The sequence below is a fragment of the Pseudomonas sp. NFACC13-1 genome (assembly GCF_900104425.1).
Taxonomy (GTDB): Bacteria; Pseudomonadota; Gammaproteobacteria; order Pseudomonadales; family Pseudomonadaceae; genus Aquipseudomonas; species Aquipseudomonas fluorescens_AA.
Window position 1 is genome coordinate 169,174 of the sequence record NZ_FMXV01000002.1, and the last position, 23,248, is coordinate 192,421.

Genomic DNA, 23,248 nt, shown 5'->3' on the forward strand with positions numbered 1-23,248 from the left:
CTGTGGGAGCGAGCCTGCTCGCGATTGGAGCACCGCAGTCTAAAAGACAAACCGCGGCCTCAAGGTCACGCCAGACTCTTGCTCACCACCTCGAACACATCGGCCGACAGCCCGCCTGACGCCAGGATGCGCTCCAGCTCGGCTTTCATCAGCGCCTGGCGGGCGCTGTCGTATTTGCGCCAGCGGGTCAGCGGTGCCAGTTGCCGCGAGGCGATTTGCGGGTTGAAGCCATTGAGCTGGATGACCAGATCCGCCAGGAAGCGATAACCCGAACCGTCGGCGGCGTGGAAGTTGATCAGGTTCTGCCCGGCGAACGCGCCGACCAGTGCCCGCACCTTGTTCGGGTTCTTGATATTGAACGCCGGGTGCTCCATCAGCGCCTTGACCCGCGCCAGGCCACCGGGCAACGGGCTGCCGGCCTGGACGCTGAACCATTGATCCATGACCAGCGGGTTGCCCTTGAAGTTTTCCGCGAACACTTCCAGGGCCTTGGCCTTCTCGGTCTCGAACGGCGAGTTGACCAGCACCGCCAACGCCGTGAGGCGTTCAGTCATGTTGTCGGCGGTGTCGAACTGCTCCAGGGTCGCACTCAGCACCTCAGGCTTGCCGGTGAGCATCAGGTAGGACAGCGCGATGTTCTGCAACGCGCGGCGGGCGAAATGCTCGGCCTCGGCCACGTATGGCGTGCGTTTCGACAGGTCGCGGTTGGCTTCGTAACGCAGCCACAGGGCTTCGAACAGGTTGTCGGCCAGTTGCTGACGGGCGAACTCACGGGCGGCATGGATCGCCTCGACGTCAGCCACTTCGCTGATTTCCGTCAGGTAGGCTTCGCTGGGCAGCGAGAGCATTTCCGCGACCATGGCCTGGTCCAGGGACTCGTCCGACAATACGCTACGCAGCGCACTGACCAGGCGTGGATCCAGCGTCAGGCTGGCGCCCTGCTGATGTTGGGCGATCAGTTCCTGCAGCACCTGCACCGACAACTGCTGGCCGGCATCCCAACGGTTGAAGCCGTCGCTGTCGTGCTGCATCAGGAACATCAACTGGTCGCGGTTGTACGGGAAGCTCAGCTTCACCGGCGCCGAGAAACCACGCAGCAACGAAGGCAGCGGTTGTTCGGCGACGTCGACGAAGGTGAAGGTCTGCTCGGCCTCGGTCACCGAGATCACCCGGGACGTACCGTCTGCCGTCGCTTCACCGGCCAGGCGCAACGGGATCTCGGCGCCTTGGCTGTCCAGCAGGCCCAGTTCCACGGGAATCACGAACGGCAGCTTTTCCTGTTTGTCCGGGGTTGGCGGGCAACTCTGGCGGAAGGTCAGGCTGTAGGTCTTGGCTGCGGCGTCGTAAGACTCGCTCACCGCCAGCCGTGGTGTACCGGCCTGGCTGTACCAACGCTTGAACTGCGCCAGGTCGACGCCGTTGGCATCTTCCATGGCCTTGATGAAGTCGTCGCAGGTCACGGCCTGGCCGTCGTGGCGTTCGAAGTACAGGTCACTGCCCTTGCGGAAACCCTCAGGCCCCAGCAGGGTGTGGATCATGCCGACCACTTCCGAGCCCTTTTCGTACACGGTCAGGGTGTAGAAGTTGGAGATCTCGATAAAACTGTCCGGCCGCACCGGGTGGGCCATGGGGCCGGCGTCTTCGGCGAACTGGTGGGTGCGCAGGTACGCCACGTCCTGGATGCGCTTGACGGTGGCGGAGTTCATGTCGGCCGAGAACCCGGCGTCGCGGAACACCGTGAAACCTTCCTTGAGCGACAGTTGGAACCAGTCGCGGCAGGTCACGCGGTTGCCCGACCAGTTATGGAAGTATTCGTGGGCAACGATCGCCTCGACCCGCTGGTGCGCGGCATCGGTGGCGGTTTCGGCGCGGGCCAGCACGGCGCTGGAGTTGAAGATATTGAGACCCTTGTTCTCCATGGCGCCCATGTTGAAGTCGTTGACCGCGACAATCATGAAGATGTCCAGGTCGTACTCGCGCCCGTACACCTCTTCGTCCCAGCGCATCGACTTCTTCAGGCTGGTCATGGCGTGCTGGCATTTGTCGATGTTTTCCGGCTCGACGTAGATGCGCAGCGCCACATTACGCTCGGTCATGGTGGTGAAGGTGTCTTCGACGCACCACAGGTCACCGGCCACCAGGGCGAACAGGTAGGCCGGTTTCTTGAACGGATCTTCCCAGGTCGCCCAGTGCCGGCCGTCTTCGCCGGGGCCGCTGGCAATCGGATTGCCGTTGGACAGCAGCACCGGATAACTGTGCTGCTCGGCCACCACGGTGGTGGTGAACTTGCTCATCACATCCGGACGGTCGAGGTAATAGGTGATCTTGCGGAACCCTTCGGCCTCGCACTGGGTGCAGAACATGCTGCCGGATTTGTACAGGCCTTCCAGGGCGGTGTTGGTTTCCGGATGAATCCTGACGGTGGTGTCGACCGTAAAGGCCTGGGCCTTGGGGTGCACGGTCAGGTGATTGTCGTCCAGTTGATAGTCGCCCTGCCCCAGGTCGGCATCGTCGAGCTTGAGGGAGATCAATTCAAGATGCTGGCCATCGAGCACCAGCGGCGGCAGCCCGGCGCCGCGCTCGGGGTTGCGGCGCATCACCAGTTGCGCATGGACCAGACTGTGGTCCTCGAACAACTCGAAGGTCAGGTGTGTTTCGTCGATCAGGTACTCGGGGGCCTGATAGTCCTTGAGGTAAATCATCTTCGGTTGTTCGGTGCGCATGGGTCGAATCCTTCTACTGATGCACGGCGAGCTGGTAAGCCGTGTATTTACGAATGTTGATCACGCCGGTATCGAAAATCAGGTATTGGCCCTTGATGCCCAGCAGCGTGCCTTCGGCGATCGGGTTCTTGTCCAAGTTGAAGCTGACGATCTTGGTCGGGTACTGCTCCACCGGATAACGAATCTCGACGGGCTCGACGTCCGCTATGGTCTGGATCGCTTGCAGGCCGAATCGTTCCTGCAAGCCGTGCAATCCCTGGGCGCAGTTTTCGAACAGCGCGTCGCGGATCGCCGGCAGGTCCACCGCTGTCGCGTCGCCCTTGAGCAAGGCGCGCCAGTTGGTCTTGTCCGCCACCTGGCTGCGGAACAGGTCCTCGACGAACCCTGACTGCTGGCGAGTGGCGACCCGCAGGATCGGCAGTGCCTGGCTGGCGCCCTGGTCCAGCCAGCGGGTCGGCAATTGCGTGGCGCGGGTAATGCCGACTTTCACGCCCGAGGAGTTGGCCAGGTAGACCACATGATCGGTCATGCAGAATTGCTCGCCCCAGGCCGGGTCACGGCAGGTGCCCGCGTCGAAATGGCAACGCTCCGGGCTCATGATGCACAGGTCGCACTGGGCCAGCTTGGTCATGCAAGGGTAGCAATACCCCTGGCTGAAGCTGGTCTTGGTCCGGCGTCCGCAATGGGTGCAGTGGATCGCACCGAGGTACTCCAGGCGGATCGTGCTGCCGATCAACGGGTTGACCGGCACCTCGACCTCGTCCAGGCGAAAGGCGTATTGAACGGTCGGCCCGTCAAGGCGGGCCGACATCTTGCTGATTGCACCACGGCCAATCTCGATCAATGGATGGCATCCGACTTGAACAGGATATTGGGCACTTCGATCGACTTCGACTGGCATTCCTGCGGGCCCATGTAGCCAGTGCGCTCGTCTTCGGGCAGGTTCTGGACTTCCCAGGCGATCATGGCCTGCAGCGACAACTCGCGCTGCTCGGCAGTGAGCTTGTTGCCATCGGCCCATTTACCGATTTCCACGGCCAGTTTCAGGCTCTTGTAGATATCGGGGGTGATGTTTTTGATCATTTCGTTGAAGGAAGACATGGGTTCTCCGCGCAATCGCGCATTCTCAAAAGGCACAGGCGCCGGTCAAAGGGCCATTTTACGGCGAGCGAACAGCCCGCCCAACAAGCCCGTGAAGCATCCGACGAGCAGCCCGCCGACGTGGGCAGCATTGGCGATTTCACCGAAGCCGATCAGCGAAACCAACCCTGACAGGCACAACAGCAACCACACCAGCATCATCACCAGCACCCCACGGGGCAGGTGATAGGCCGGGTTCGGTGCGAGCAGTTGGTAGATCCAGCAATGGCCCAGCAGGCCGTACAGCACGCCGGACAACCCGCCGAACAGCGTCGGCCCGCTGAAAAAGTACTGGGCGAAATTGGAGACGAGGCTGAACAACAGTGTCAGCCCCAACAGGTTGATACCGCCCTGGCGCGCTTCGATCCGCCGCCCCAGTTCCCAATACCACATGCCATTCATGGCGATGTGCAGGAAGCCGAAGTGAATCAGCATCGGCGTTACCAGGCGCCACCACTGCCCCGCCGCCAGGCTATCGCCCAACGGCGTGAACTGGATGTAATCGCCAACGACGCGAAACTCGAGGAAGGTCAGCCAGCGCAGCGTCGCAAGATTCTCCCCCAGCAGGGTGACCGCGCTGACAATCAGGCTCAGCAACAGCACCAGGGCTGTCACTGGATGGCGGGTCAGTTGCTGGACGAATCCCGCTCGCCGGGAAGTCCCCCCCGTGTCGGGCAGCTCCAACAGCTGTTCGGGATCGCCGGCGGGAAAACGGGCATACAACGCACGCACGTCCTCGCTGATTTCATCCGGCACCCAGAGCACCTGCTCGCCTGCCTCTTCGCTGACGCGATGGGGCACCTGCATGCGTTGCAGCAGCTTGACGAAGCCGCTCAAGTCCACTGCCAGGGGCAGGCGCAGAACCGCGACGGCACTCATTTCATCTCCTCTGGCCGCTCGACATCGACCCAGACGAACTTGTGCGGATCCAGGCGGGTTTCCTGGTCGAGGCGATAGGCGACCAGCTTGCCGTAGAGCACCGCGCTGTAATCCAGGCAGGCCAGGTTCGGGCGGATCGGCGCGGGTTTGCCGCTGCGCCAATAGTGACCGACGAACAACAGCGGCTCATCGATGCCATAGCGCAGCAGGTTGTTTTTTTCATCCGGCGACAGCGGCGTACGGGCCACCGGTTCCGGCAAGGCGTCGGGCTGGAACACGATGTCGCCGTAGGTCTGCGGGTTGTCTTCCCAGAACTTGGTGCGGAAAAACGAACGGGTCAGGCCATCGCCCCCCGTCAGCGTCAGGCCGTGGGGCAGGCGCATGTCCGTGCCGCGCAACAAGCGATCGAACACCGTGCAGGCAAAACTGCCCGGTTGCGCCGAGGCCTGGAGGAAATGCTCGTCGACACAACCGTCCGGGAACAGGCCCCGCAGCGGTTCGATCAGGCCGGCATCCCAACAGGCGTGCACCACCCGGAAGCGGCCGGCGTCGACAAACAGCGGCAGCTCATAGAACCATTCGAGAAAGTCATGCCAGTCGCCGGGATGCTGCTCGAACTGGGTCAGTGTCTCGTTGAGCAGGCGGGCATGGCGCGGCGTGTGTTCGCGCACGTAGCGCTGGCCGCTGCCCGGCAATGCCGGTGTGCTCCAGCCCAGGGCGTTGAACTCGTGGTTGCCCATGATGCACAGCGCTTGGCCGGCCATGACCATGTCATGGACGATGTGCAGCGCCTCGCGGATCCGCGGGCCACGGTCGATGATGTCCCCCAGGAACACGGCCATGCGCGACGGATGCCGCCAGACCCCGCCCTGCTTGTGGTAACCGAGTCGGTCCAGCAGGTGTTCCAGGGTCAGGGCGCATCCGTGCACGTCACCGATCAAATCGTAACTGCGCGCAGGATCGAGCATCAGTCGCCTCCACCCCCCAACCGACTGCCCCAACCAAGCTTGGTCCGGCAGACTTCGTAGTAATTGTGATCCAGCGGGTGGATCAGGCGCAGCTTCTGCGCTTTTTTGCTGACGGTGATGGTGTCCCCCGGCGCGCAGGTGAAATGGTTCTGGCCGTCACAGGACACTTGCGGGTAGATCTGCATATCCTTGGACACGACGATTTTCAGCTCACTGTTGCCATCGACCACGATCGGTCGCCCAGACAAGGTATGGGGGTACATGGGCACAATCACAATAGCGTCGAGCTTGGGATGCATGATCGGCCCGCCGGCCGACAGCGCATAGGCGGTGGAGCCGGTGGGGGTGGCGACGATCAGGCCGTCGGCTTTCTGGCTGCAGACGAACTGGCCGTCGATGTACAGCTCGAACTCGATCATCCGCGTGGATTTGCCGGGGTGCAGCACCACGTCGTTGAGGGCGTCGCCCTGGCCGATGGCCTCGGCGTGACGGCGGACCTCGGCCTGCAGCAGGAAGCGGTTTTCCACCAGGTAGTGGCCGTCCAGCACCTCGGCGACCTTGATCTCCAACTCATCGGGGCGGATATCGGTAAGGAACCCCAGGCTGCCGCGGTTGATCCCCAGCACCGGGATATTGTGCCGCGCCAGGGCCCGGGCGGCCCCCAGCAGGCTGCCGTCGCCACCGACCACGATCACCATGTCACAGACTTCGCCGAGCATCTTGCGCGACGACGTCTGCAAGCCATGGCCCGGCAGGACTTCGGCGATGGTATCTTCGAGGATCACATGCAGGTGCCGCTCCAGGAGGAAACGTTTGAGACGGCGAACGGTGTCCAACACCTGCGAACTGCCCAGGCGACCGATGATGCCGATATTGCGAAATTGCTCCATGAGGCTCCTGCGAGGGTCTGCGGCGGGCGAAAAACACGATTATGGGCGAAAGCGCGCCGTAGACAAAATCCTTTAAGCCTTCAGCGCAACGGCTATGCTCGCAAGATGATCCTGTTCCCTGAATTGCTGGACTTGCCCCGACGCCTGCACCATCCCGAAGTGCGCGACCTCGCGTGGGCGATCATCGCCCCGCCGATGCTCATCGACACGCCCTGGCCCCAGCGCCACCCCCTGACGGGCAGTGATTGGGTGCAGGAGCCAGGCCGACTGGAACACTGGCTGCGGCAACTGGACCGCGACAGCTATCCATTGCTGCACTGCCTGTCCCAAGGGCGAACGCGCCGCCTGGGCCTGTATTACGAAAGGCTGTGGCAATTCGCCGTGCAGCATGCCCCGGGCATCGAATTGATCGCCGCGAACCTGCCGATCCGGCGCGAAGGCCATACCCTGGGCGAACTGGACCTGTTGCTGCGTGATCGCGACGGCACCCACCACCTGGAACTGGCCATCAAGTTGTACCTCGGCCCCCAGCACGGAAACGGACTGGACGCCGCGCAATGGCTGGGCCCGGGTTGCCATGACCGGCTCGACCGCAAGCTGGCGCATCTGCGCGAACACCAACTGCCGATCTCGGCCCGCCCGGAAAGCCGCGAGGCCCTGGCGGCACTGGGCATCGAGCCCTCGGGCCTCGAGCTGTTTCGCTCCGAGCTCTGGCTGGGCGGGTATTTGCTCTACCCCTGGCCGGGCCAGGCCGAACCACCGGCCGGTGCCCATCCCAGGCATTTGCGCGGGCGCTGGCTGCATCAACGGGACTGGCCTGCGTTCATCGCCCAACGTCCGCCGGGTCGCTGGCAACCCCTGCCCCGCGCCGCCTGGCTGGCCCCGGCGCATTATCCGGCCGAGCAAACCTGGAGCACCGCGCAGCTGGAGGCTTGGCGAATAGCCCTGGACCCCATGGCGCCGGCACAGTTGATGGTGCGCCTGAGCGAAAACGCCGAGGGTGAGTGGGAAGAAGCCGAGCGGGTGTTCCTGGTGGCGGATCGTTGGCCGGATGTGCCGGGTGGTAGCTGAGCCTTGCGCTGCCTGTCAGGGCCTCATCGCGAGCAAGCTCGCTCCCACATTGGAAAGCACCTTTCTGCATAAGTGAGTTCCCGCATTGGAATGCGCGCCCTTGTGGGAGCGAGCTTGCTCGCGATGAAGCCAACTCGGTTCTAGAAGGACAACCGCACAGCCAACGCCGCCAACGTCACCAGCAGCACCGGCACGGTCAGCACAATCCCGACCTTGAAGTAATACCCCCAGCCGATCCGGATGTTCTTGCGCGCCAGCACATGCAGCCACAGCAACGTCGCCAGGCTACCAATCGGCGTGATTTTCGGGCCCAGGTCGCTGCCGATGACGTTGGCGTAGATCATCGCCTCCTTCACCGCCCCGGTGGCCTGGCTGGCATCGATGGACAAGGCGCCGATCAGCACCGTCGGCAAATTGTTCATGGCCGACGAGAGCAGCGCCGTCAGCACACCGGTGCCCATGGCCGCGCCCCACACGCCATATTCGGCGAAACCGTCGAGCCAATGGGCCAGGTAACCGGTCAGTCCGGCGTTGCGCAGGCCATAGACCACCAGGTACATGCCGAGGGAAAAGATCACGATCTGCCAGGGCGCTTCCTTCATTGCCTTGCGGGTGGAGATCTTGTGGCCGTGGGCCGCGACCGCCAGCAGCAACGCAGCACAGACCGCCGAGATCGCACTGATGGGAATCCCCAGGGGCTCCAGGGCAAAACAGCCCAGCAGCAGGATCACCAGCACCGCCCAGCCGGCATAGAACGTCGCCTTATCGTGGATCGCTGTCGCCGGATCATCCAGTTGATCGGGGTCATAGTCGCGCGGAATGTCGCGGCGAAAGAACCACAGCAGGATGGCCAGGCTGGCCGCCACGCTCACCAGGTTCACCGGCACCATGACCGCCGCGTAGCGGTTGAAACCAATGCCGAAGAAGTCCGCCGAGACGATGTTCACCAGGTTCGATACCACCAGCGGCAGGCTCGCGCTGTCGGCAATGAAACCGGCGCCCATCACGAACGCCAGGGTCGCCGCCGGGGAAAACCGCAGTGCCAGCAGCATCGAAATCACGATAGGGGTCAGGATCAACGCCGCCCCGTCATTGGCAAACAACGCCGACACCAGCGCCCCCAGCAACACCATGAACGCAAACAGCTTGCGCCCACTGCCTCGGCCCCAGCGAGCCACATGCAAGGCCGCCCAGGCGAAGAACCCCGCCTCGTCCAGCAGCAGGCTGATGATGATCAGCGCGACGAACGTACCGGTGGCGTTCCAGATGATCTGCCAGACCAGCGGGATATCGCTGATCTGCACCACCCCGCTCAACAACGCCAGCAGCGCGCCGAGCGTCGCGCTCCAACCGACACCGAGCCCCTTGGGCTGCCAGATCACCAACGTAATGGTCAGCAGGAAAATCAACGACGCAATGAGCATGCGCAACAGCCTTGAAAAAGGGAAGGGAAAGAAGGACTCAGCAACAACGCGCCACCGGACGATCAGGCATGGCGTTCAAGCGCTGCACGTCCGCTGTCAGCCACGCGGTACTGGCCGCCAACGCCTGCTCCAGCATCATACTGACCCAGGCCGGTAACTGCGGGTGCTGGCGGTAATAAACCCACTGCCCTTGGCGTCGGTCGCTGAGCAGCCCAGCGTTGCGCAACTGCGCCAGGTGCCGAGAGATCTTCGGCTGGCTCAGGCCCAGCGCGGCGGTGAGTTCACAGACACACAACTCGCCTTCACGGGCCACCAGCAACGCAATGCGCGTACGGGTGTCATCGGCCAGGGCCTTGAAGACATCGACGGGATTGGGGGAATCGGGCATGGCGTGGGCAAGCCTGGGATGAGCGAATGGCGAATATATGGATATTCGAATATCCAGTAAAGCGGGGATTTTGATTTGCCAGATGCGTTTGCAGATGTACATGCACTTGTGGCGAGGGGATTTATTCCCGCTGGGGCGCGAAGCGCCCCCATTCAAATTGTCTGGCACACCAGGGTGTTGGGTTTGGGGCCGCTTCGCAGCCCAACGGGGATAAATCCCCTCGCCACAGAGGTGCTCTGCTTGAAGTTCCAGTGGCCGTCAAGCCTTCTTATGCTGCTCGACCCACTTGCCATAGGCATCGATGAATTTCTGCAAGAATGGCCTGACGGACTCCGACAGGTTGCCCGCCTCGTCGAACGCCGTCCCGGCGTTACTCAGGTAGCCTTCCGGCTGCTGCATGCAGGGCACGTCAAGGAACACCAGGGACTGGCGCAAATGATGATTGGCGCCGAAACCGCCAATGGCACCCGGCGAAGCGCTGATCACCGCGCCTGGTTTGCCACTCAGGCAACTCTGGCCGTAGGGACGCGACCCCACATCGATGGCATTTTTCAACGGCGCCGGCACCGAACGGTTGTACTCCGGCGTGACGAACAACAAGGCATCGGCCGCGCCTACCTGCTGGCGGAAAGTGCTGTAGGCTGCCGGAGGGGACACATCGATGTCTTCGTTGTAGAGCGGCAACTCGCCAATCTCGATGATATTCAGCTTGAGGTTGGCTGGCGCCAGGTCAGCCAGTGCCAGCGCGACCTTGCGGTTGATCGATGCCTTGCGCAGGCTGCCCACCAAAACGGCCACTGTGTAGACATTACTCATGAGAGGCTTCTCGACTGTCGGCTCAAAGGAGCCTGTAGTTATAGATGATCGGGGTGACAATTGGACCAGTGGAGCGACAAAAACCGGCCGGCTGGACTATTTTTTTCATGTAGGAAAACTTACCGCGCTTGACCAGGGTCTACAGAACCGCAAATCGAGTGATTTATTTCCAGAGGTTCTAAGCAATGGCAGCAGTACTTGTCGGACAATTTCATGCGCGGGACGCCGAAGGTCGCGTCTACTCGGTGCATGAGTTTCAGGAATCGACCCCGTCGCCCGACGGAAATGGCAAGGAGCCTGTCACTACCTATAAATTGGCTATCGGGGATCGAGTCAACAAGCTCGACGATGGCAGATTTATTCTCGTGCAATCTCAAATCGAATTGACGCGCGAACCGGAAACGCCACTGTCCACTCAAACGCCCGCTGAAACGCAAATAGCTTCATAACCGTTGGTTATGAGCAGAAGTCATGCCCGGACTTGGGTTAGGATTCAGCCAATCAATGGCTCACCCGCCGAACATGGACTTCTTGCATGCGTTTACGCCACATCGAAGTGATCCAGGCGCTGCTGCAGACCGGCCACCTCGGCACGGCGGCCGAATGGCTGCAACTGCCGGTGGCGGAGGTCGAGACGATACTGCGCGACGCCGAGGCCCAATTGGGTTTCATGCTGTTCGCCAGCGTGCGCGGTCGTTTGCAGGCGACCCGGGAAACCCTTGAATTGCGTGACGGTATCACGCGGGTGTACGACACCCTCGAACCGGTGCAGCGCCTGGCCAGCAGCCTGAAACACCATCAGGCAGCGCCCTTGCGCATTATCTGCACACCGCCGCTGGCCCAGCGGTTGCTGCCCCAGAGCATCGCTGCCTTGCGTCGTCGCCATCCGGATGCGCCGTGCACCCTCCTCAGCCGACCGACCCGCGATATCGTCCACAGCCTGCTGTTGCGTGAAAGTGACCTGGGCCTGAGCCTGCACGACCCGGAACATCCCGACATCCATTGCCGGATTATCGCCCAGGGCAAACTGCAATTGCTCGCGCCCCACGGCTGGCTGCAACCCCGTCAAAAATATATTTCGCTTCAGGACCTGGCGGGCCAGCCGTTGGTGGGCCTGGATGGCCACGACCCGCTGAGCCCTGCATTCGAGCACAAACTGGCGGCGCTGCGTCCGGCGCCCATGATCCAGCTCCGCGTCCAGACCCATCAGATGATGCGCGCCATGGTCGAGGCCGGCGAAGGCCTGGCCATCGTCGATCCGTTCACCGCCTCGGGCGCCAAGGACGGCGGCCTCGACGTCTGCCCGGTATCGCCCGCCATCGCGATTGGCCTCTATGCCTTGAGCCTCAACGGCGCCCCCTCTTCACCCGCCCTTCAATCGCTGCTGGAACGAATTACGGAACAAGCCGAGGCGTTGCTGAGCCACTGATCGACATGCCCAGTGGGTCGTCGAACAGCCGGTACCAGAACAGCGCGACTTCGGCGGTATGCCGGTCAATGCCGCGATAGCGCAGGTGATCGATACCACCCAGCACGTAACCGCAACGCTCATAGAGCCGGCAGGCGCCCAGGTTGTTGTTCTGGGTCTCGAGCATGATGCCCGGCAGTTTTTTCTTGCGACTCCAGAACTGGGCGACATCGAGCAACGCCTTGGCCACCCCGTGGCGACGGGCCGGGGCGTGTACCGCCAGCTCGTCGATGTGAGCATAGCCGTTCCAGTTGGTACTGACCACCAGGTGCCCGACGGGCTGGTCATCGAGGTAAGCCATGAAGATCTCGCTGTCCGGGGCATCGCGGAAGCTGCTGAACTCCTCGGGATCGATGCCATAGCACTTGCGATAGGGAACGATGGGCGTCACCGCCCATTGGCTGACGGGACGGCCGATCTGCGCCGTCGCGTAGTCGCTGACTTCAAAGCTGAAATCGCTGCCCCAGATGTAGGCGGCAAAGCCATCATCGACAATGCGCACCGACAGCCCGGGGTGCTTGGGGTTCATGACCGGTTGCATACTGGGGAAGGTCCTCATTCCTTGAAGCACCCAACGGCGTGGTGCCATCCATTGCCCTTGTCTTTCAAATCATCACACATCAAGCGGGATCCGTACCGTAGCCTGCCCGTTACCTCAGGGTAGAAGGTCGTGGCGATTGTGGCGAGAAATGAACAATGGGTGTCCCTGCGCAAACGAGCTTGTTCGCGATGACGGTAGTCCAGCCTCCATCAATGCTGGATGTGCCGCCGCCATCGCGAGCAAGCTCGCTCCCACAGGGTTTCATCAGTGCGTGGCGGCCTGTGCCTCGGCCAACTGTGTCCACAATGCCGGAGCACCCGCGGACTTGGCGATGGCTTCCAGACGCGCGGCATGCTCGGCCAGGTCGCTTTCGCTGGCGCGAATGATCCGCGATGGCTGGCGGTCGGCGGGCAAACGGCGAATTTCCGTGGCCTGGTTGCCGGAGCCTTCGCCGGTACCGTTGCCGTCCGAGGCGTTGCCGGCCAGGGACAGGCTGGTCTGGCCGCCGGTCATGGCCAGGTAGACGTCGGCCAGGATCTCGGAGTCGAGCAAGGCGCCGTGCAGTTCACGGCCGGAGTTGTCGACACCGTAGCGCTTGCACAAGGCGTCGAGGCTGTTGCGCTGCCCCGGATGCCGTTCCCGGGCCATCATCAGGGTGTCGAGGATGGTGCAATGCTGGGTGATGTCGGCCCGCTCGTGCTGCCCCATCAGGGCGAATTCGTTGTTGATGAACCCCACGTCGAACGCCGCGTTGTGGATGATCAACTGCGCGCCCTGGATGAATTCGAAGAACTCATCGGCCACTTCGGCAAAACGCGGCTTGCCCACCAGGAATTCGTTGGTGATGCCGTGGACGCCGATAGCGCCCTCGTCGCTTTCGCGGTCCGGTTGCAGGTAAACGTGGAAATGGCGACCGGTCAGGCGCCGGCCGATCAGCTCGACACAACCGATTTCAATAATCCGGTGACCATCGGTCACCGGCATGCCGGTGGTTTCGGTATCCAGTACTACAGATCTGTTGGCCATCAGTGTTCAGCTCTCAGCGGGCAGTCTTGCAAAAGCGCGGATATTAACACGCTCCGAGGGAATGACTGACCACAGCTTTTGTGGCGAGGGGATTTATCCCCGCTGGGCTGCGAAGCAGCCCTAAAGCCAGGCATCACAGTGCGCCAGGAAGATCGAAGGGGGGGGCGCTTCGCGCCCCAGCGGGGATAAATTCCCTCGCTACAAGTGCGCATGCTTCAGTGGACATGGTTGCATCAGGCCTGCTTGTAGCCCCGCACCTCATCCACCCCACGGTTGGCCAACTGGTCGGCCCGTTCGTTGCCGTGGTGGCCGATGTGGCCACGGACCCATTTCCAGGTGACGTTATGGCGGTTGACCTGCTCATCCAGCAGCTTCCAGAGGTCGGCGTTTTTCACCGGTTCCTTCGCCGCCGTCTTCCAGCCGCGCTTCTTCCAGTTGGCCATCCACTCGTTGATGCCTTTCATCACGTATTGCGAGTCGGTCACCAGCAGTACATCGCAAGGCCGCTTGAGCTCTTCGAGGCCTCGGATGGCGCCCATCAGCTCCATGCGATTGTTGGTGGTATTGGCTTCGCCGCCCCAGAGTTCCTTCTCCACGCCCTTGCACACCAGCAACGCGCCCCAGCCGCCCGGGCCGGGGTTGCCCTTGCAGGCGCCATCAGTGAAGAGTTCTACGCTATCGCTCATGCCAATCTATCCAGAAAAAATGCAAAGGCCAGCCGACCAGGCGGGTTGATGCCTGTCGTCGAAAGGCCGGCCAGGCCTGCTAAAAAGGGTTATGGCTCGATGTGACGACGATTGACCTTGGCCATTGGCAAGGGAATCAGCTTGCCCATCGGCTCGCGTCGCGCCTGACGCACCGGGCGCAGCCCGACCGCGATCTTGCGCGCCACCAGCAGGTAGAAACCGCCGCCGGACAGCTGCCAGTCGCCGGCCTTGCGCTCCCAACCGGCCAGGCGAGCCTGCCACTTGGGTGACGCAAGCGGCGGACGATAGCACCCGAAGCGGCGTTTCTCCAGCGCGAAGCCCAGCAGGTTGAGCCAGTCGCCGACCCTCGACGCCGAGATGCAGCGGGCCTGGCGCAAGGCGTCGTGGGCAAACACATGACGCAACCCCCAGGTGCTCCAGGGGTTGATACCGATGATCAACAGATGCCCGCCGGGGCGTACGCTGCTGGCGGCTTCACGCAGCAAGCCGTGGGGCGACAGGCAGAAATCCAGGCCGTGCTGCATGACCACCACGTCGGCGGCATGTTCGCTCAGCGGCCAGGCCTGCTCCTCGCAGACGATTTCCACCCCAGGCAACGGCGCCCCCAGGCGTACGTTGCGCTGGACCTGCGGTGCCGACGGCGGCGTTTGCGCCGAAGGCCCGTAGTGCACCAGATAGCCGCCAAAGAACCGGCCCAACTCGTCTTCGAGCATGCGCCGTTCCTCTTCCAGCAAAAATTGCCCGACAGGGCCGGACAGCCATTCACGGGCGGCGCTGATCAACGCCAGCCAGTCAGGATCAGCCTGAGCGAACGCTTCATCGGTCATTGCATTCTCCAACGCGTCAGGAAGTTCTAAGATGCGCCTTTGTTTTCCGCTTGGCGAATTCCGCGATGATACAGATCAGTGCCCTGCCCGCGTTCACCGATAACTACATCTGGTTGTTACAGGATCACTCCACCCAGCGCTGCGCCGTGGTCGACCCGGGTGATGCCGCGCCAGTACAGGCCTGGCTCGACGCCCATCCGGGCTGGGTCCTGAGCGACATCCTGATCACCCACCATCACCATGATCATGTCGGCGGCGTCCAGGCGCTGAAGAATGCGACGAACGCCACCGTCTACGGCCCGGCCAGCGAAAACATCCCGGCACGGGACCAGGCCCTGCATGACAACGACCAGGTCAACGTGCTCGGCTGGGACTTCGATGTCTACGCGGTGCCTGGCCATACACTGGGGCACATCGCCTACTACCACCATGGCCTGCTCTTTTGTGGCGACACCCTGTTCGCCGCCGGTTGCGGTCGACTTTTCGAAGGCACGCCCGCGCAGATGCACCATTCCCTGGGTCGCCTCGCCGCCTTGCCTGAAGACACGCTGGTCTACTGCACTCATGAATACACCCTCAGCAACCTGAAGTTCGCTGCCGCCGTGGAGCCGGGCAACCCGGACATCGCCGCCCGCCTGGAAAAAGTCACCCGCCAACGCAACGAAGGCATCATGACGCTGCCCTCGACCCTGGCCCTGGAAAAACTCACCAACCCGTTCCTGCGCACGACTGAAACATCCGTTAAACAAAAAGCAGACGAACGGAACGGCCAGCGAAACCAGACGCCGAGTGAGGTTTTTGCGGCCTTGAGGGCTTGGAAAGATAAGTTCTAAGGCAGCTATCGATTGATACAAAAATTCTGAAAGGTTGACCTGTTGGGGTGCGCTTCCTAGAATCGGCCGACATTTTTGCCCGGAACTTACTTCCAGCCAATGTCGTCATCCATACGCAGGTCCGTCCAGTCAGACACATTGACCCGCTTGGCTCAGGCCATCGCGGTGGCTGTGTCCGCCACCCTGGCGGGCTGCCAGAGCACGAGCCAGCTGCCGCAGACCGACGCGGCGCACACCCCGAATATCGCCGCTCGCGCCAAACAGAAGCCGGTATGGCTCACCGAGAAACCCAGCCCCCAAGTGCCCCAGGACATCTGGGAACGCATGCGCCAGGGCTTCCAGCTGCAGGAAACGGCCGGCGTCAACCCGCGTATCGAGCAACAGCGCCTGTGGTTCGCCAGCAACCCTTCCTTCCTGGAAAACGCCGGTGAGCGCGGCAGCCTGTACATCCATTACATCGTCGAACGCCTTGAAGAACGCAACATGCCGCTGGAACTGGCGCTGCTGCCGGTGATCGAGAGCGCCTACAACCCCATGGCCTATTCCCGGGCCAACGCAGTGGGGCTGTGGCAATTCATCCCGTCCACGGGGCGTTACTTCAACCTGCGCCAGACCCGCTTCTATGACGGGCGACGCGACATCACCGCCTCCACCACGGCCGCCATGGACTACCTGACGCGCCTGCATGACATGTTCAACGGCGACTGGTTGCTGGCGCTGGCGGCCTACAACGCCGGTGAGGGCACCGTCAGCCGCGCCATCGAGCGCAACGAGAAGCTTGGCCTGCCCACCGACTACTGGAACCTGCCGCTGCCCAGCGAGACCCAGGCCTATGTGCCGAAGTTGCTGGCGCTGTCCCAGGTGGTGCTCGCGCCCGACGCCTATGGCGTGAACCTCAACCCGATCGCCAACGAACCCTATTTCCAGGTCGTCGAGATCAACCAGCGCATGGACCTGTCCAAGGTCGCGGCGGTGGCCAATATCGACGAAGACGAGCTGTTCCAGCTCAATCCGGCCTTCAAGCAGCGCACCACCATCGACGGCCCCCAGCATTTACTGGTCCCCACCTCCAAGGCGCAGTTGCTGACCGCCAGCCTGTCGACCATGCGTCCGGAAGAGTTGATCAGCCAGCGCGCCCTCAAGCCGGTTTTCGAATCAGCCGACGACAGCGAAGTGGAAGGTGCCAGGCGCACCTACCGCGTCAAGCGCGGCGAAAACCTGGCCCAGATCGCCAAGGCCAACAACGTCCAGACCAAGGACCTGCAACGCTGGAACAAGCTCAGCGGCAACAAACTCAAGGTCGGCCAGACCCTGGTGATGCAGGACGCCAGGGCCAGCAAGGCCACCGGCAAGCGCATCAACACCGTGGTAGCCGCCAACAGCAAGGACCAGAAGAAGCAGACCCAATACAAGGTCAAGCAGGGCGATTCGTTGTACGTCGTCGCCAAGCGCTTCAACGTGGAAATGCAGCACCTCAAGCGCTGGAATCCACGGATGGGCAAGGCACTCAAGCCTGGGCAAATGCTGACGGTGTACTCCCCGCACTGACATGACCGGGGGCTCCCGCTGGGCTGTGTGTAGGAGCTGGCGAAGCCTGCGATCTTTTGATCTTTCGCTTGGGACTCAAGTGTCTGGGGAAAGATCGCAGCCTCGTTGCACTCGACAGCTCCTACACCGCTCCTACAGCCCCCGCCTTTTTCCTGCCGATACAAGCTGTTACTGTACAGGCCATAAAAGCCCAAGCCGCCTGGATCGGATCTCCGACTTGATACGTCCCCTCCTCCTGTTCCTGATCAGCCTGGCCTTGAGCTCTCCCGCCAGCGCAACCATCAGCGAAAGCCATGGCTATGCGCAGTTCGGCACGCTCAAGTACCCGGCCAGATTCACCCACTTCGACTGGGTCAACCCGCAAGCGCCCAAGGGCGGAGTCTTGCGGGTCATGGCATTCGGCACCTTCGATACGCTCAACCCCTACACGTTCAAGGGCAGCAGCCCGGTTTCCACGCCCAATTTCCTGCAATACGGCATCAATGAGCTGAACGAACCGCTGATGGTCGGTACTGGCCAATACGCACCGTCCGGCGATGAACCGACGTCGAGCTATGGCCTGATCGCCCAGTCGGTAGAGTACAGCGAAGACCGCAGCTGGGTAGTCTTCAACCTGCGCCCCGAAGCGCGCTTCCACGATGGCGTGCCCATCACCGCCTATGACGTGGCGTTCTCCTACAGGACCCTGCTCAAGGACGGCCACCCGCAATACTGCACCAACCTGCAGGAAGTGCTGCGGGTCGACATTCTCAACCCGCTGAAAATCCGCTTCGTCTTCAAGCGCGCGGGCAATCCCTTGCTGATCCTGCGCCTGGGTGAGCTGCCGGTGTTGCCCCAGCATTACTGGAAAGGCCGCGACTTCAAGGCGACGACCTTCGAACCGCCCCTGGGCAGCGGGCCGTATCGCATCACCAAAGTGCAGCCAGGCCGCCAACTGGTGTTCGAACGGGTCAAGGACTACTGGGGCAAGGACCTGCCGGTCAATCGCGGCAAATACAACTACGACCGCATGGACGTGGAGTTCTATCGTGACAGCGAAGTCGCCTTCGAAGCCTTCAAGGCCGGCGAGTTCGACATCTACATCGAACACCAGGCCAAGAACTGGGCCAACGGCTACGACTTTCCGGCAGTCAACCGGGGCGATGTGATCAAGGCGCAGATACCCCACCAGATCCCGACCCAGACCCAGGGCCTGTTCATGAACACCCGGCGCGGCACATTCGCCGACGTCAAGGTGCGCGAAGCCCTGGGGCTGATGTTCGATTTCGAGTGGACCAACCGCACCCTGTTCAGCGGCGCCTACAAGCGCACCCTCAGCTATTACCCCAACAGCGAATTCTCCGCCACCGGCCTGCCGGTGGGTCATGAATGGCTGCTGCTCAAGCCGTACCGGGATCAATTGCCACCCAAACTGCTCACCGAACCCTTCAGCTTGCCCAAGACCGACGGGCGCGGCATTCCCCGGGAAACCCTGCGCAAGGCATTGGGACTCTTGAAGGAAGCCGGCTGGAATCTCAACGGCCAACGCCTGCTGAACGCTGACCACCAGCCCCTGAGCTTCGAAATCCTGCTGGTGAACCCGAACCTGGAGCGTATCCTGCAACCCTACGTCGAAAACCTTGCCAGCATCGGTGTCCAAGCCCGGCTGCGCACGGTGGACCGCGCCCAATACAAACAGCGCCTGGACCAGTTCGACTTCGACATGATCCTGCTGACCTTGAACCAGACCCTCAGCCCGGGCCTCGAGCAATGGCAGTACTTTCACTCCAGCCAGGTCGGGGTCAAGGGCAGCAAGAACTACGCCGGGATCGCCAACCCGGTGGTCGACCATCTGCTGGAAAAACTGCTCGCCGCCCAGACCCGCGATGAACAGGTCGCCGCCGGCAAGGCCCTGGATCGCGTACTGCTGTGGCAGCATTACTGCATTCCCAACTGGTATCTCAACTATCATCGCCTGGCGTACCGCAACCGGTTCGCCTTCGTCACCACGCCGCCCTATACCCTGGGCCTGAGCGCCTGGTGGCTGAAATCTTCGGAGAAAGATCAATGAAGCCTTTACGTGCCCTGCTCCTGCAGGCCAGCAGCCTGTTATTCGCCGGGCTGGCCTGCGCCGCGCCGCAGCATGCCGTGACCTTGTACAACGAGCCGCCGAAATACCCGGCCAACTTCCAGCACTTCGACTACGTCAACCCGGACGCGCCCAAGGGCGGCATCTTCCGCCAGGGCGGCTTTGGAGGGTTCGACAGCCTCAACCCGTTCATCAGCAAAGGCGTGCCAGCCGATGACATTGGCCTGATCTACGACACCTTGGCCAAGCAGGGCCTGGACGAACCCTTCACCGAATATGGCCTGATCGCCGAAAAAATCGAGAAAGCCCCGGACAATGCCTGGGTGCGCTTCTACCTGCGCCCCGAAGCCCGTTTCAACGATGGCCATCCGGTACGGGCGGAAGACGTGGTCTTCAGCTTCCAGACCCTGACCAAGGACGGCGCACCGATGTTCCGCGGCTACTACAACGACGTCGCCGAAGTCATCGCCGAAGATCCGCTCAAGGTCCTGTTCAAGTTCAAGCACACCCATAACCGCGAGCTGCCGTTGATCCTGGGCCAATTGCCGGTATTGCCGAAGCACTGGTGGGCCGAGCGCGACTTCAACAAGGGCAACCTGGAGATCCCCCTGGGCAGCGGCCCCTACAAGGTCGCCGAAGTGAAGGCCGGCCGCTCGATCCGCTATGAGCGGGTGAAGGACTACTGGGGCAAGGACCTGCCGGTCAATCGCGGGTTCTACAACTTCGACGTGCTGGTCACCGACTACTACCGCGACAACACCGTCGCGGTCGAGGCGTTGAAAGCCGGGCAGTTCGATTACTGGCTGGAAATGACCGCCAAGAACTGGGCCAATGCCTACAACATCCCGGCCGTGACCGAAGGCCGGCTGATCAAGGAACAGATCCCCAACGGCAACCCCACCGGCATGCAGGGCTTTGTCTACAACCTGCGCCGGCCAGTCTTCCAGGATGTGCGAGTACGCAAGGCCTTGAGCCTGCTGCTGGATTTCGAGTGGACCAACAAGCAACTGTTCAACGGCGCCTACGCCCGCACCCGCAGCTATTTCGAGAATTCGGAAATGGCCGCCACCGGCCTGCCCGGCGAAGACGAACTGAAGATTCTCGAGCCCTTGCGCGGCCAGATTCCCGAGCAGGTCTTCAACGAGTCCTTCCAGCCTTCGATGTGCGATGGCAGCGGCATGATTCGCGACCAGCAGCGCAAGGCCTACCAATTGCTGCAAGAAGCCGGCTGGCGCATCGTCGACGACAAGATGGTCGACGCCCAAGGCAAACCGGTGGTGCTGGAGTTCCTGCTGGCCCAGACCGAGTTCGAGCGGATACTGCTGCCCTTCAAGCGCAACCTGAGCGACCTGGGCATCGACCTGGTGATCCGCCGGGTGGACGTGTCCCAGTACATCAACCGCGTGCGCTCCCGGGACTTCGACCTGGTGGTGGGCAGCTTCCCGCAATCCAGCTCGCCGGGTAACGAACAGCGTGAGTTCTGGATGTCCGCCGCCGCCGACAAGCCCGGCAGCCGCAACACCATGGGCCTGAAGGACCCGGCCGTGGACCAACTGGTGGAGCAACTGATCAATGCCGACTCGCGCAAGAGCCTGGTGGCTCACGCCCGGGCATTGGACCGGGTCTTGCAATGGGGCTACTACGTGATTCCCAACTGGCACATCAAGACCTGGCGCGTGGCCTACTGGAACCACATCGGCCATCCGAAAATCACCCCAACCTATGACATCGGCACCACCACCTGGTGGGTCAAGCCGGAGGTCAAGCCGGCCGATGAAGTAGAGAAGCAGGTCATCGAGCAGCAAATCGCCGCCCCTGCGAGCGTGGAGTAACAAGATGCTGGCTTACATTTTTCGGCGACTGCTGCTGATCATCCCGACCCTGTTCGGCATTCTGCTGATCAACTTCGTCATCATCCAGGCCGCGCCCGGCGGGCCGGTGGAACAGATGATCGCCAAGCTCGAAGGGTTCGAGGGCGCCACCAGTCGCATTGCCGGCGGCGGTGCCGAAGTGTCGGTGGCCGGCTCCTCCTACCGCGGGGCCCAAGGCCTGGACCCAGGGCTGGTCAAGGAAATCGAACGCATGTACGGCTTCGACAAGTCGGCCCCCGAACGCCTGTGGATCATGATCAAGAACTATGCCCACCTGGACTTCGGCGATAGCTTCTTCCGCGATGCCAAGGTCATCGACCTGATCAAGGAAAAGATGCCGGTGTCCATTTCCCTCGGGCTGTGGAGCACGCTGATCATGTACCTGGTGTCGATCCCGCTGGGGATCGCCAAGGCCACGCGGCATGGCAGCCATTTCGATGTGTGGACCAGTTCGGCGATCATCGTCGGCTACGCGATCCCGTCGTTCCTGTTCGCCATCCTGCTGATCGTGGTGTTCGCCGGCGGCAGTTATTTCGACTGGTTCCCGTTGCGCGGGCTGACTTCCAACAACTTCGACGAATTGAGCATGGGCGGCAAGATCCTCGATTACTTCTGGCACCTGGCCTTGCCCGTGACCGCCCTGGTGATTGGCAACTTCGCCACCATGACCCTGCTGACCAAAAACAGCTTCCTCGACGAAATCAACAAGCAATACGTGGTCACCGCCAAGGCCAAGGGCCTGACCCGCCATCGGGTCCTCTACGGCCATGTCTTCCGCAACGCCATGCTGCTGGTGATCGCCGGCTTCCCCTCGGCATTCATCGGGATCTTCTTCACCGGTTCCTTGCTGGTGGAAGTGATCTTTTCCCTCGACGGCCTGGGCCTGATGAGTTTCGAAGCGGCCATCAACCGCGATTACCCGGTGGTGTTCGGCACCCTGTTCATCTTCACCTTGCTGGGGCTGGTGGTGAAACTGATCGGCGATCTGACCTACACCTTTGTCGATCCGCGCATCGACTTCGAAAGCCGGGAGCATTGAGATGAACCTGTCCCCTCTCAATCGCCGTCGTTTCGAACTGTTCAAGGCCAACAAGCGTGGCTGGTGGTCGCTGTGGTTGTTCCTGATCCTGTTCGGGCTGAGCCTGGGTGCCGAGTTGATCGCCAACGACAAGCCGCTGGTGGTGCATTACGACAACGGCTGGTACTTCCCGGCCCTCAAGCGCTACCCGGAAACCACGTTCGGCGGCGAGTTCCCCCTGGAAGCCAACTACAAGAGCCCGTACATCCGTGAACTGCTGGCGGCCAAGGACGCCTGGGTGCTGTGGGCACCGATTCCGTTCAGCTACCAGAGCATCAACTACGACCTGAAGGTCCCGGCCCCGGCACCGCCCTCTTCCGTGAATTGGCTGGGCACCGATGATCAGGGGCGCGATGTTTTGGCCCGGGTGATCTACGGCTTCCGTATCTCGGTGTTGTTCGCCCTGACCCTGACACTGCTCAGCTCGATCATCGGCGTGGTCGCCGGCGCCTTGCAGGGCTTCTATGGCGGCTGGGTCGACCTGGCCGGCCAACGTTTCCTGGAGATCTGGTCCGGGCTGCCGGTGCTGTACCTGCTGATCATCCTCGCCAGCTTCGTACAGCCGAACTTCTGGTGGCTGCTGGGCATCATGCTGCTGTTTTCCTGGATGAGCCTGGTGGACGTGGTCCGCGCCGAGTTCCTGCGCGGGCGCAACCTCGAATACGTGCGCGCCGCGCGGGCGCTGGGTATGCAGAACGGCGCGATCATGTTCCGGCACATCCTGCCCAACGCCATGGTGTCGACCATGACCTTCATGCCGTTCATCCTCACTGGCGCCATCGGCACCCTCACCGCCCTGGATTTCCTCGGCTTTGGCCTGCCGCCGGGGGCGCCGTCCCTGGGCGAACTGGTGGCCCAGGGCAAATCCAACCTCCAGGCGCCGTGGCTGGGCATCAGTGCGTTCGCCGTGCTGGCCGTGATGCTGAGCCTGTTGGTGTTCATCGGCGAGTCCGCTCGCGATGCCTTCGATCCGAGGAAGTGA

The 23,248-nt window shown here is 62.1% G+C and carries 22 protein-coding genes; 9 read left to right on the forward strand and 13 right to left on the reverse strand.

The genetic code is table 11. The features are described 5' to 3' along the window. Window positions 1-65: 65 nt before the first annotated feature. The 6 genes from pepN to BLQ55_RS03205 are packed head-to-tail and all read right to left on the reverse strand — an operon-like array spanning window position 66 to window position 6,600. Window positions 66-2,723: an aminopeptidase N gene (gene pepN, locus BLQ55_RS03180; RefSeq protein ID WP_092198208.1), complete on the reverse strand. Its 2,658-nt coding sequence runs from the start codon at window positions 2,721-2,723 to the stop codon at window positions 66-68. Between the two features lie 13 nt (window positions 2,724-2,736). Next, window positions 2,737-3,567, reverse strand: a complete 831-nt coding sequence (locus tag BLQ55_RS03185; RefSeq protein WP_092252333.1) for a DUF2797 domain-containing protein — start codon at window positions 3,565-3,567, stop codon at window positions 2,737-2,739. Then, window positions 3,564-3,824 carry a YeaC family protein gene (locus tag BLQ55_RS03190; protein WP_092198202.1) on the reverse strand — a complete coding sequence of 87 codons (261 nt, stop codon included), beginning with the start codon at window positions 3,822-3,824 and terminating at the stop codon, window positions 3,564-3,566. Before BLQ55_RS03190 ends, BLQ55_RS03185 begins: the two co-directional genes overlap by 4 nt. A 45-nt stretch (window positions 3,825-3,869) precedes the next feature. Continuing rightward, window positions 3,870-4,742, reverse strand: a complete 873-nt coding sequence (locus tag BLQ55_RS03195; protein ID WP_092252335.1) for a rhomboid family intramembrane serine protease — start codon at window positions 4,740-4,742, stop codon at window positions 3,870-3,872. Continuing rightward, the gene (locus tag BLQ55_RS03200) at window positions 4,739-5,713 is read right to left on the reverse strand and encodes a metallophosphoesterase (RefSeq protein ID WP_176814180.1); all 975 of its coding nucleotides are present in this window, start codon (window positions 5,711-5,713) and stop codon (window positions 4,739-4,741) included. Before BLQ55_RS03200 ends, BLQ55_RS03195 begins: the two co-directional genes overlap by 4 nt. After that, window positions 5,710-6,600, reverse strand: coding sequence for an NAD(+) kinase (locus BLQ55_RS03205; RefSeq protein WP_003180647.1), 891 nt, complete (start codon window positions 6,598-6,600; stop codon window positions 5,710-5,712). The genes BLQ55_RS03200 and BLQ55_RS03205 overlap by 4 nt, the downstream gene beginning before the upstream one ends. Before the next feature lie 105 nt (window positions 6,601-6,705). Here BLQ55_RS03205 and BLQ55_RS03210 point away from each other — a divergent pair, with 105 nt between their 5' ends. Further along, window positions 6,706-7,671, forward strand: coding sequence for a DUF1853 family protein (locus BLQ55_RS03210; RefSeq protein ID WP_092252339.1), 966 nt, complete (start codon window positions 6,706-6,708; stop codon window positions 7,669-7,671). Window positions 7,672-7,811: 140 nt separating this feature from the next. On the opposite strand, the gene BLQ55_RS03215 is transcribed toward BLQ55_RS03210, so the two are convergent. The 3 genes from BLQ55_RS03215 to BLQ55_RS03225 form a co-directional block, all read right to left on the reverse strand. Next, window positions 7,812-9,095 (reverse strand): arsenic transporter, encoded by a 1,284-nt coding sequence (locus tag BLQ55_RS03215; RefSeq protein ID WP_092198190.1) that lies wholly within the window; start codon window positions 9,093-9,095, stop codon window positions 7,812-7,814. 37 nt (window positions 9,096-9,132) lie between these two features. Continuing rightward, window positions 9,133-9,483 (reverse strand): metalloregulator ArsR/SmtB family transcription factor, encoded by a 351-nt coding sequence (locus BLQ55_RS03220; RefSeq protein ID WP_092252341.1) that lies wholly within the window; start codon window positions 9,481-9,483, stop codon window positions 9,133-9,135. A 258-nt stretch (window positions 9,484-9,741) separates the two neighbouring features. Beyond that, a complete protein-coding gene (locus BLQ55_RS03225; protein ID WP_092252343.1) occupies window positions 9,742-10,299 on the reverse strand; it encodes an NADPH-dependent FMN reductase in 558 nt (185 codons plus the stop codon). Window positions 10,300-10,484: 185 nt separating this feature from the next. Here BLQ55_RS03225 and BLQ55_RS03230 point away from each other — a divergent pair, with 185 nt between their 5' ends. Continuing rightward, the gene (locus BLQ55_RS03230; RefSeq protein WP_092198181.1) at window positions 10,485-10,748 is read left to right on the forward strand and encodes a hypothetical protein; all 264 of its coding nucleotides are present in this window, start codon (window positions 10,485-10,487) and stop codon (window positions 10,746-10,748) included. A gap of 86 nt (window positions 10,749-10,834) precedes the next feature. Then, window positions 10,835-11,728 carry a LysR substrate-binding domain-containing protein gene (locus tag BLQ55_RS03235; RefSeq protein ID WP_092252345.1) on the forward strand — a complete coding sequence of 298 codons (894 nt, stop codon included), beginning with the start codon at window positions 10,835-10,837 and terminating at the stop codon, window positions 11,726-11,728. On the opposite strand, the gene BLQ55_RS03240 is transcribed toward BLQ55_RS03235, so the two are convergent. The 4 genes from BLQ55_RS03240 to BLQ55_RS03255 form a co-directional block, all read right to left on the reverse strand. After that, entirely contained in the window at window positions 11,694-12,308 is a 615-nt protein-coding gene (locus BLQ55_RS03240) for a GNAT family N-acetyltransferase (protein ID WP_092198175.1), read from the reverse strand. The two genes, BLQ55_RS03235 and BLQ55_RS03240, sit on opposite strands and share 35 nt — an antisense overlap. A gap of 264 nt (window positions 12,309-12,572) precedes the next feature. After that, window positions 12,573-13,334, reverse strand: a complete 762-nt coding sequence (dnaQ, locus tag BLQ55_RS03245) for a DNA polymerase III subunit epsilon (RefSeq protein WP_092198172.1) — start codon at window positions 13,332-13,334, stop codon at window positions 12,573-12,575. A gap of 233 nt (window positions 13,335-13,567) precedes the next feature. After that, window positions 13,568-14,020: a ribonuclease HI gene (gene rnhA, locus BLQ55_RS03250; RefSeq protein WP_030142629.1), complete on the reverse strand. Its 453-nt coding sequence runs from the start codon at window positions 14,018-14,020 to the stop codon at window positions 13,568-13,570. A gap of 89 nt (window positions 14,021-14,109) precedes the next feature. After that, complete coding sequence (locus BLQ55_RS03255) at window positions 14,110-14,868, reverse strand: class I SAM-dependent methyltransferase (RefSeq protein ID WP_053119806.1); 759 nt, start codon at window positions 14,866-14,868, stop codon at window positions 14,110-14,112. A gap of 65 nt (window positions 14,869-14,933) precedes the next feature. Between BLQ55_RS03255 and gloB the strand changes: the two genes are divergently transcribed. The 6 genes from gloB (at window position 14,934) to BLQ55_RS03285 (ending at window position 23,248) form a co-directional block, all read left to right on the forward strand. Then, window positions 14,934-15,701, forward strand: coding sequence for a hydroxyacylglutathione hydrolase (gene gloB / locus BLQ55_RS03260; RefSeq protein ID WP_092198556.1), 768 nt, complete (start codon window positions 14,934-14,936; stop codon window positions 15,699-15,701). Between the two features lie 99 nt (window positions 15,702-15,800). Next, window positions 15,801-17,249 carry a transglycosylase SLT domain-containing protein gene (locus BLQ55_RS03265; RefSeq protein ID WP_092252347.1) on the forward strand — a complete coding sequence of 483 codons (1,449 nt, stop codon included), beginning with the start codon at window positions 15,801-15,803 and terminating at the stop codon, window positions 17,247-17,249. Window positions 17,250-17,466: 217 nt separating this feature from the next. After that, window positions 17,467-19,299, forward strand: a complete 1,833-nt coding sequence (locus BLQ55_RS03270) for an extracellular solute-binding protein (protein ID WP_092252349.1) — start codon at window positions 17,467-17,469, stop codon at window positions 19,297-19,299. Continuing rightward, window positions 19,296-21,149, forward strand: coding sequence for an extracellular solute-binding protein (locus BLQ55_RS03275; RefSeq protein ID WP_092198163.1), 1,854 nt, complete (start codon window positions 19,296-19,298; stop codon window positions 21,147-21,149). The genes BLQ55_RS03270 and BLQ55_RS03275 overlap by 4 nt, the downstream gene beginning before the upstream one ends. 4 nt (window positions 21,150-21,153) lie before the next feature. Further along, a complete protein-coding gene (locus tag BLQ55_RS03280; RefSeq protein ID WP_092198160.1) occupies window positions 21,154-22,227 on the forward strand; it encodes a microcin C ABC transporter permease YejB in 1,074 nt (357 codons plus the stop codon). A 1-nt stretch (window position 22,228) separates the two neighbouring features. Next, window positions 22,229-23,248 (forward strand): ABC transporter permease, encoded by a 1,020-nt coding sequence (locus BLQ55_RS03285; protein WP_092198157.1) that lies wholly within the window; start codon window positions 22,229-22,231, stop codon window positions 23,246-23,248.

Coding starts and splice junctions, on each gene's coding strand:
- BLQ55_RS03190 (WP_092198202.1), bottom strand. CDS start 3,824: ATGTCTTCCTTCAACGAAATGATCAAAAACATCACCCCCGATATCTAC.
- BLQ55_RS03280 (WP_092198160.1), top strand. CDS start 21,154: ATGCTGGCTTACATTTTTCGGCGACTGCTGCTGATCATCCCGACCCTG.
- BLQ55_RS03285 (WP_092198157.1), top strand. CDS start 22,229: ATGAACCTGTCCCCTCTCAATCGCCGTCGTTTCGAACTGTTCAAGGCC.
- BLQ55_RS03255 (WP_053119806.1), bottom strand. CDS start 14,868: ATGACCGATGAAGCGTTCGCTCAGGCTGATCCTGACTGGCTGGCGTTG.
- BLQ55_RS03215 (WP_092198190.1), bottom strand. CDS start 9,095: ATGCTCATTGCGTCGTTGATTTTCCTGCTGACCATTACGTTGGTGATC.
- BLQ55_RS03235 (WP_092252345.1), top strand. CDS start 10,835: ATGCGTTTACGCCACATCGAAGTGATCCAGGCGCTGCTGCAGACCGGC.
- BLQ55_RS03210 (WP_092252339.1), top strand. CDS start 6,706: ATGATCCTGTTCCCTGAATTGCTGGACTTGCCCCGACGCCTGCACCAT.
- rnhA (WP_030142629.1), bottom strand. CDS start 14,020: ATGAGCGATAGCGTAGAACTCTTCACTGATGGCGCCTGCAAGGGCAAC.
- BLQ55_RS03265 (WP_092252347.1), top strand. CDS start 15,801: ATGTCGTCATCCATACGCAGGTCCGTCCAGTCAGACACATTGACCCGC.
- BLQ55_RS03205 (WP_003180647.1), bottom strand. CDS start 6,600: ATGGAGCAATTTCGCAATATCGGCATCATCGGTCGCCTGGGCAGTTCG.
- BLQ55_RS03195 (WP_092252335.1), bottom strand. CDS start 4,742: ATGAGTGCCGTCGCGGTTCTGCGCCTGCCCCTGGCAGTGGACTTGAGC.
- gloB (WP_092198556.1), top strand. CDS start 14,934: ATGATACAGATCAGTGCCCTGCCCGCGTTCACCGATAACTACATCTGG.
- BLQ55_RS03275 (WP_092198163.1), top strand. CDS start 19,296: ATGAAGCCTTTACGTGCCCTGCTCCTGCAGGCCAGCAGCCTGTTATTC.
- dnaQ (WP_092198172.1), bottom strand. CDS start 13,334: ATGGCCAACAGATCTGTAGTACTGGATACCGAAACCACCGGCATGCCG.
- BLQ55_RS03225 (WP_092252343.1), bottom strand. CDS start 10,299: ATGAGTAATGTCTACACAGTGGCCGTTTTGGTGGGCAGCCTGCGCAAG.
- pepN (WP_092198208.1), bottom strand. CDS start 2,723: ATGCGCACCGAACAACCGAAGATGATTTACCTCAAGGACTATCAGGCC.
- BLQ55_RS03220 (WP_092252341.1), bottom strand. CDS start 9,483: ATGCCCGATTCCCCCAATCCCGTCGATGTCTTCAAGGCCCTGGCCGAT.
- BLQ55_RS03230 (WP_092198181.1), top strand. CDS start 10,485: ATGGCAGCAGTACTTGTCGGACAATTTCATGCGCGGGACGCCGAAGGT.
- BLQ55_RS03240 (WP_092198175.1), bottom strand. CDS start 12,308: ATGCAACCGGTCATGAACCCCAAGCACCCCGGGCTGTCGGTGCGCATT.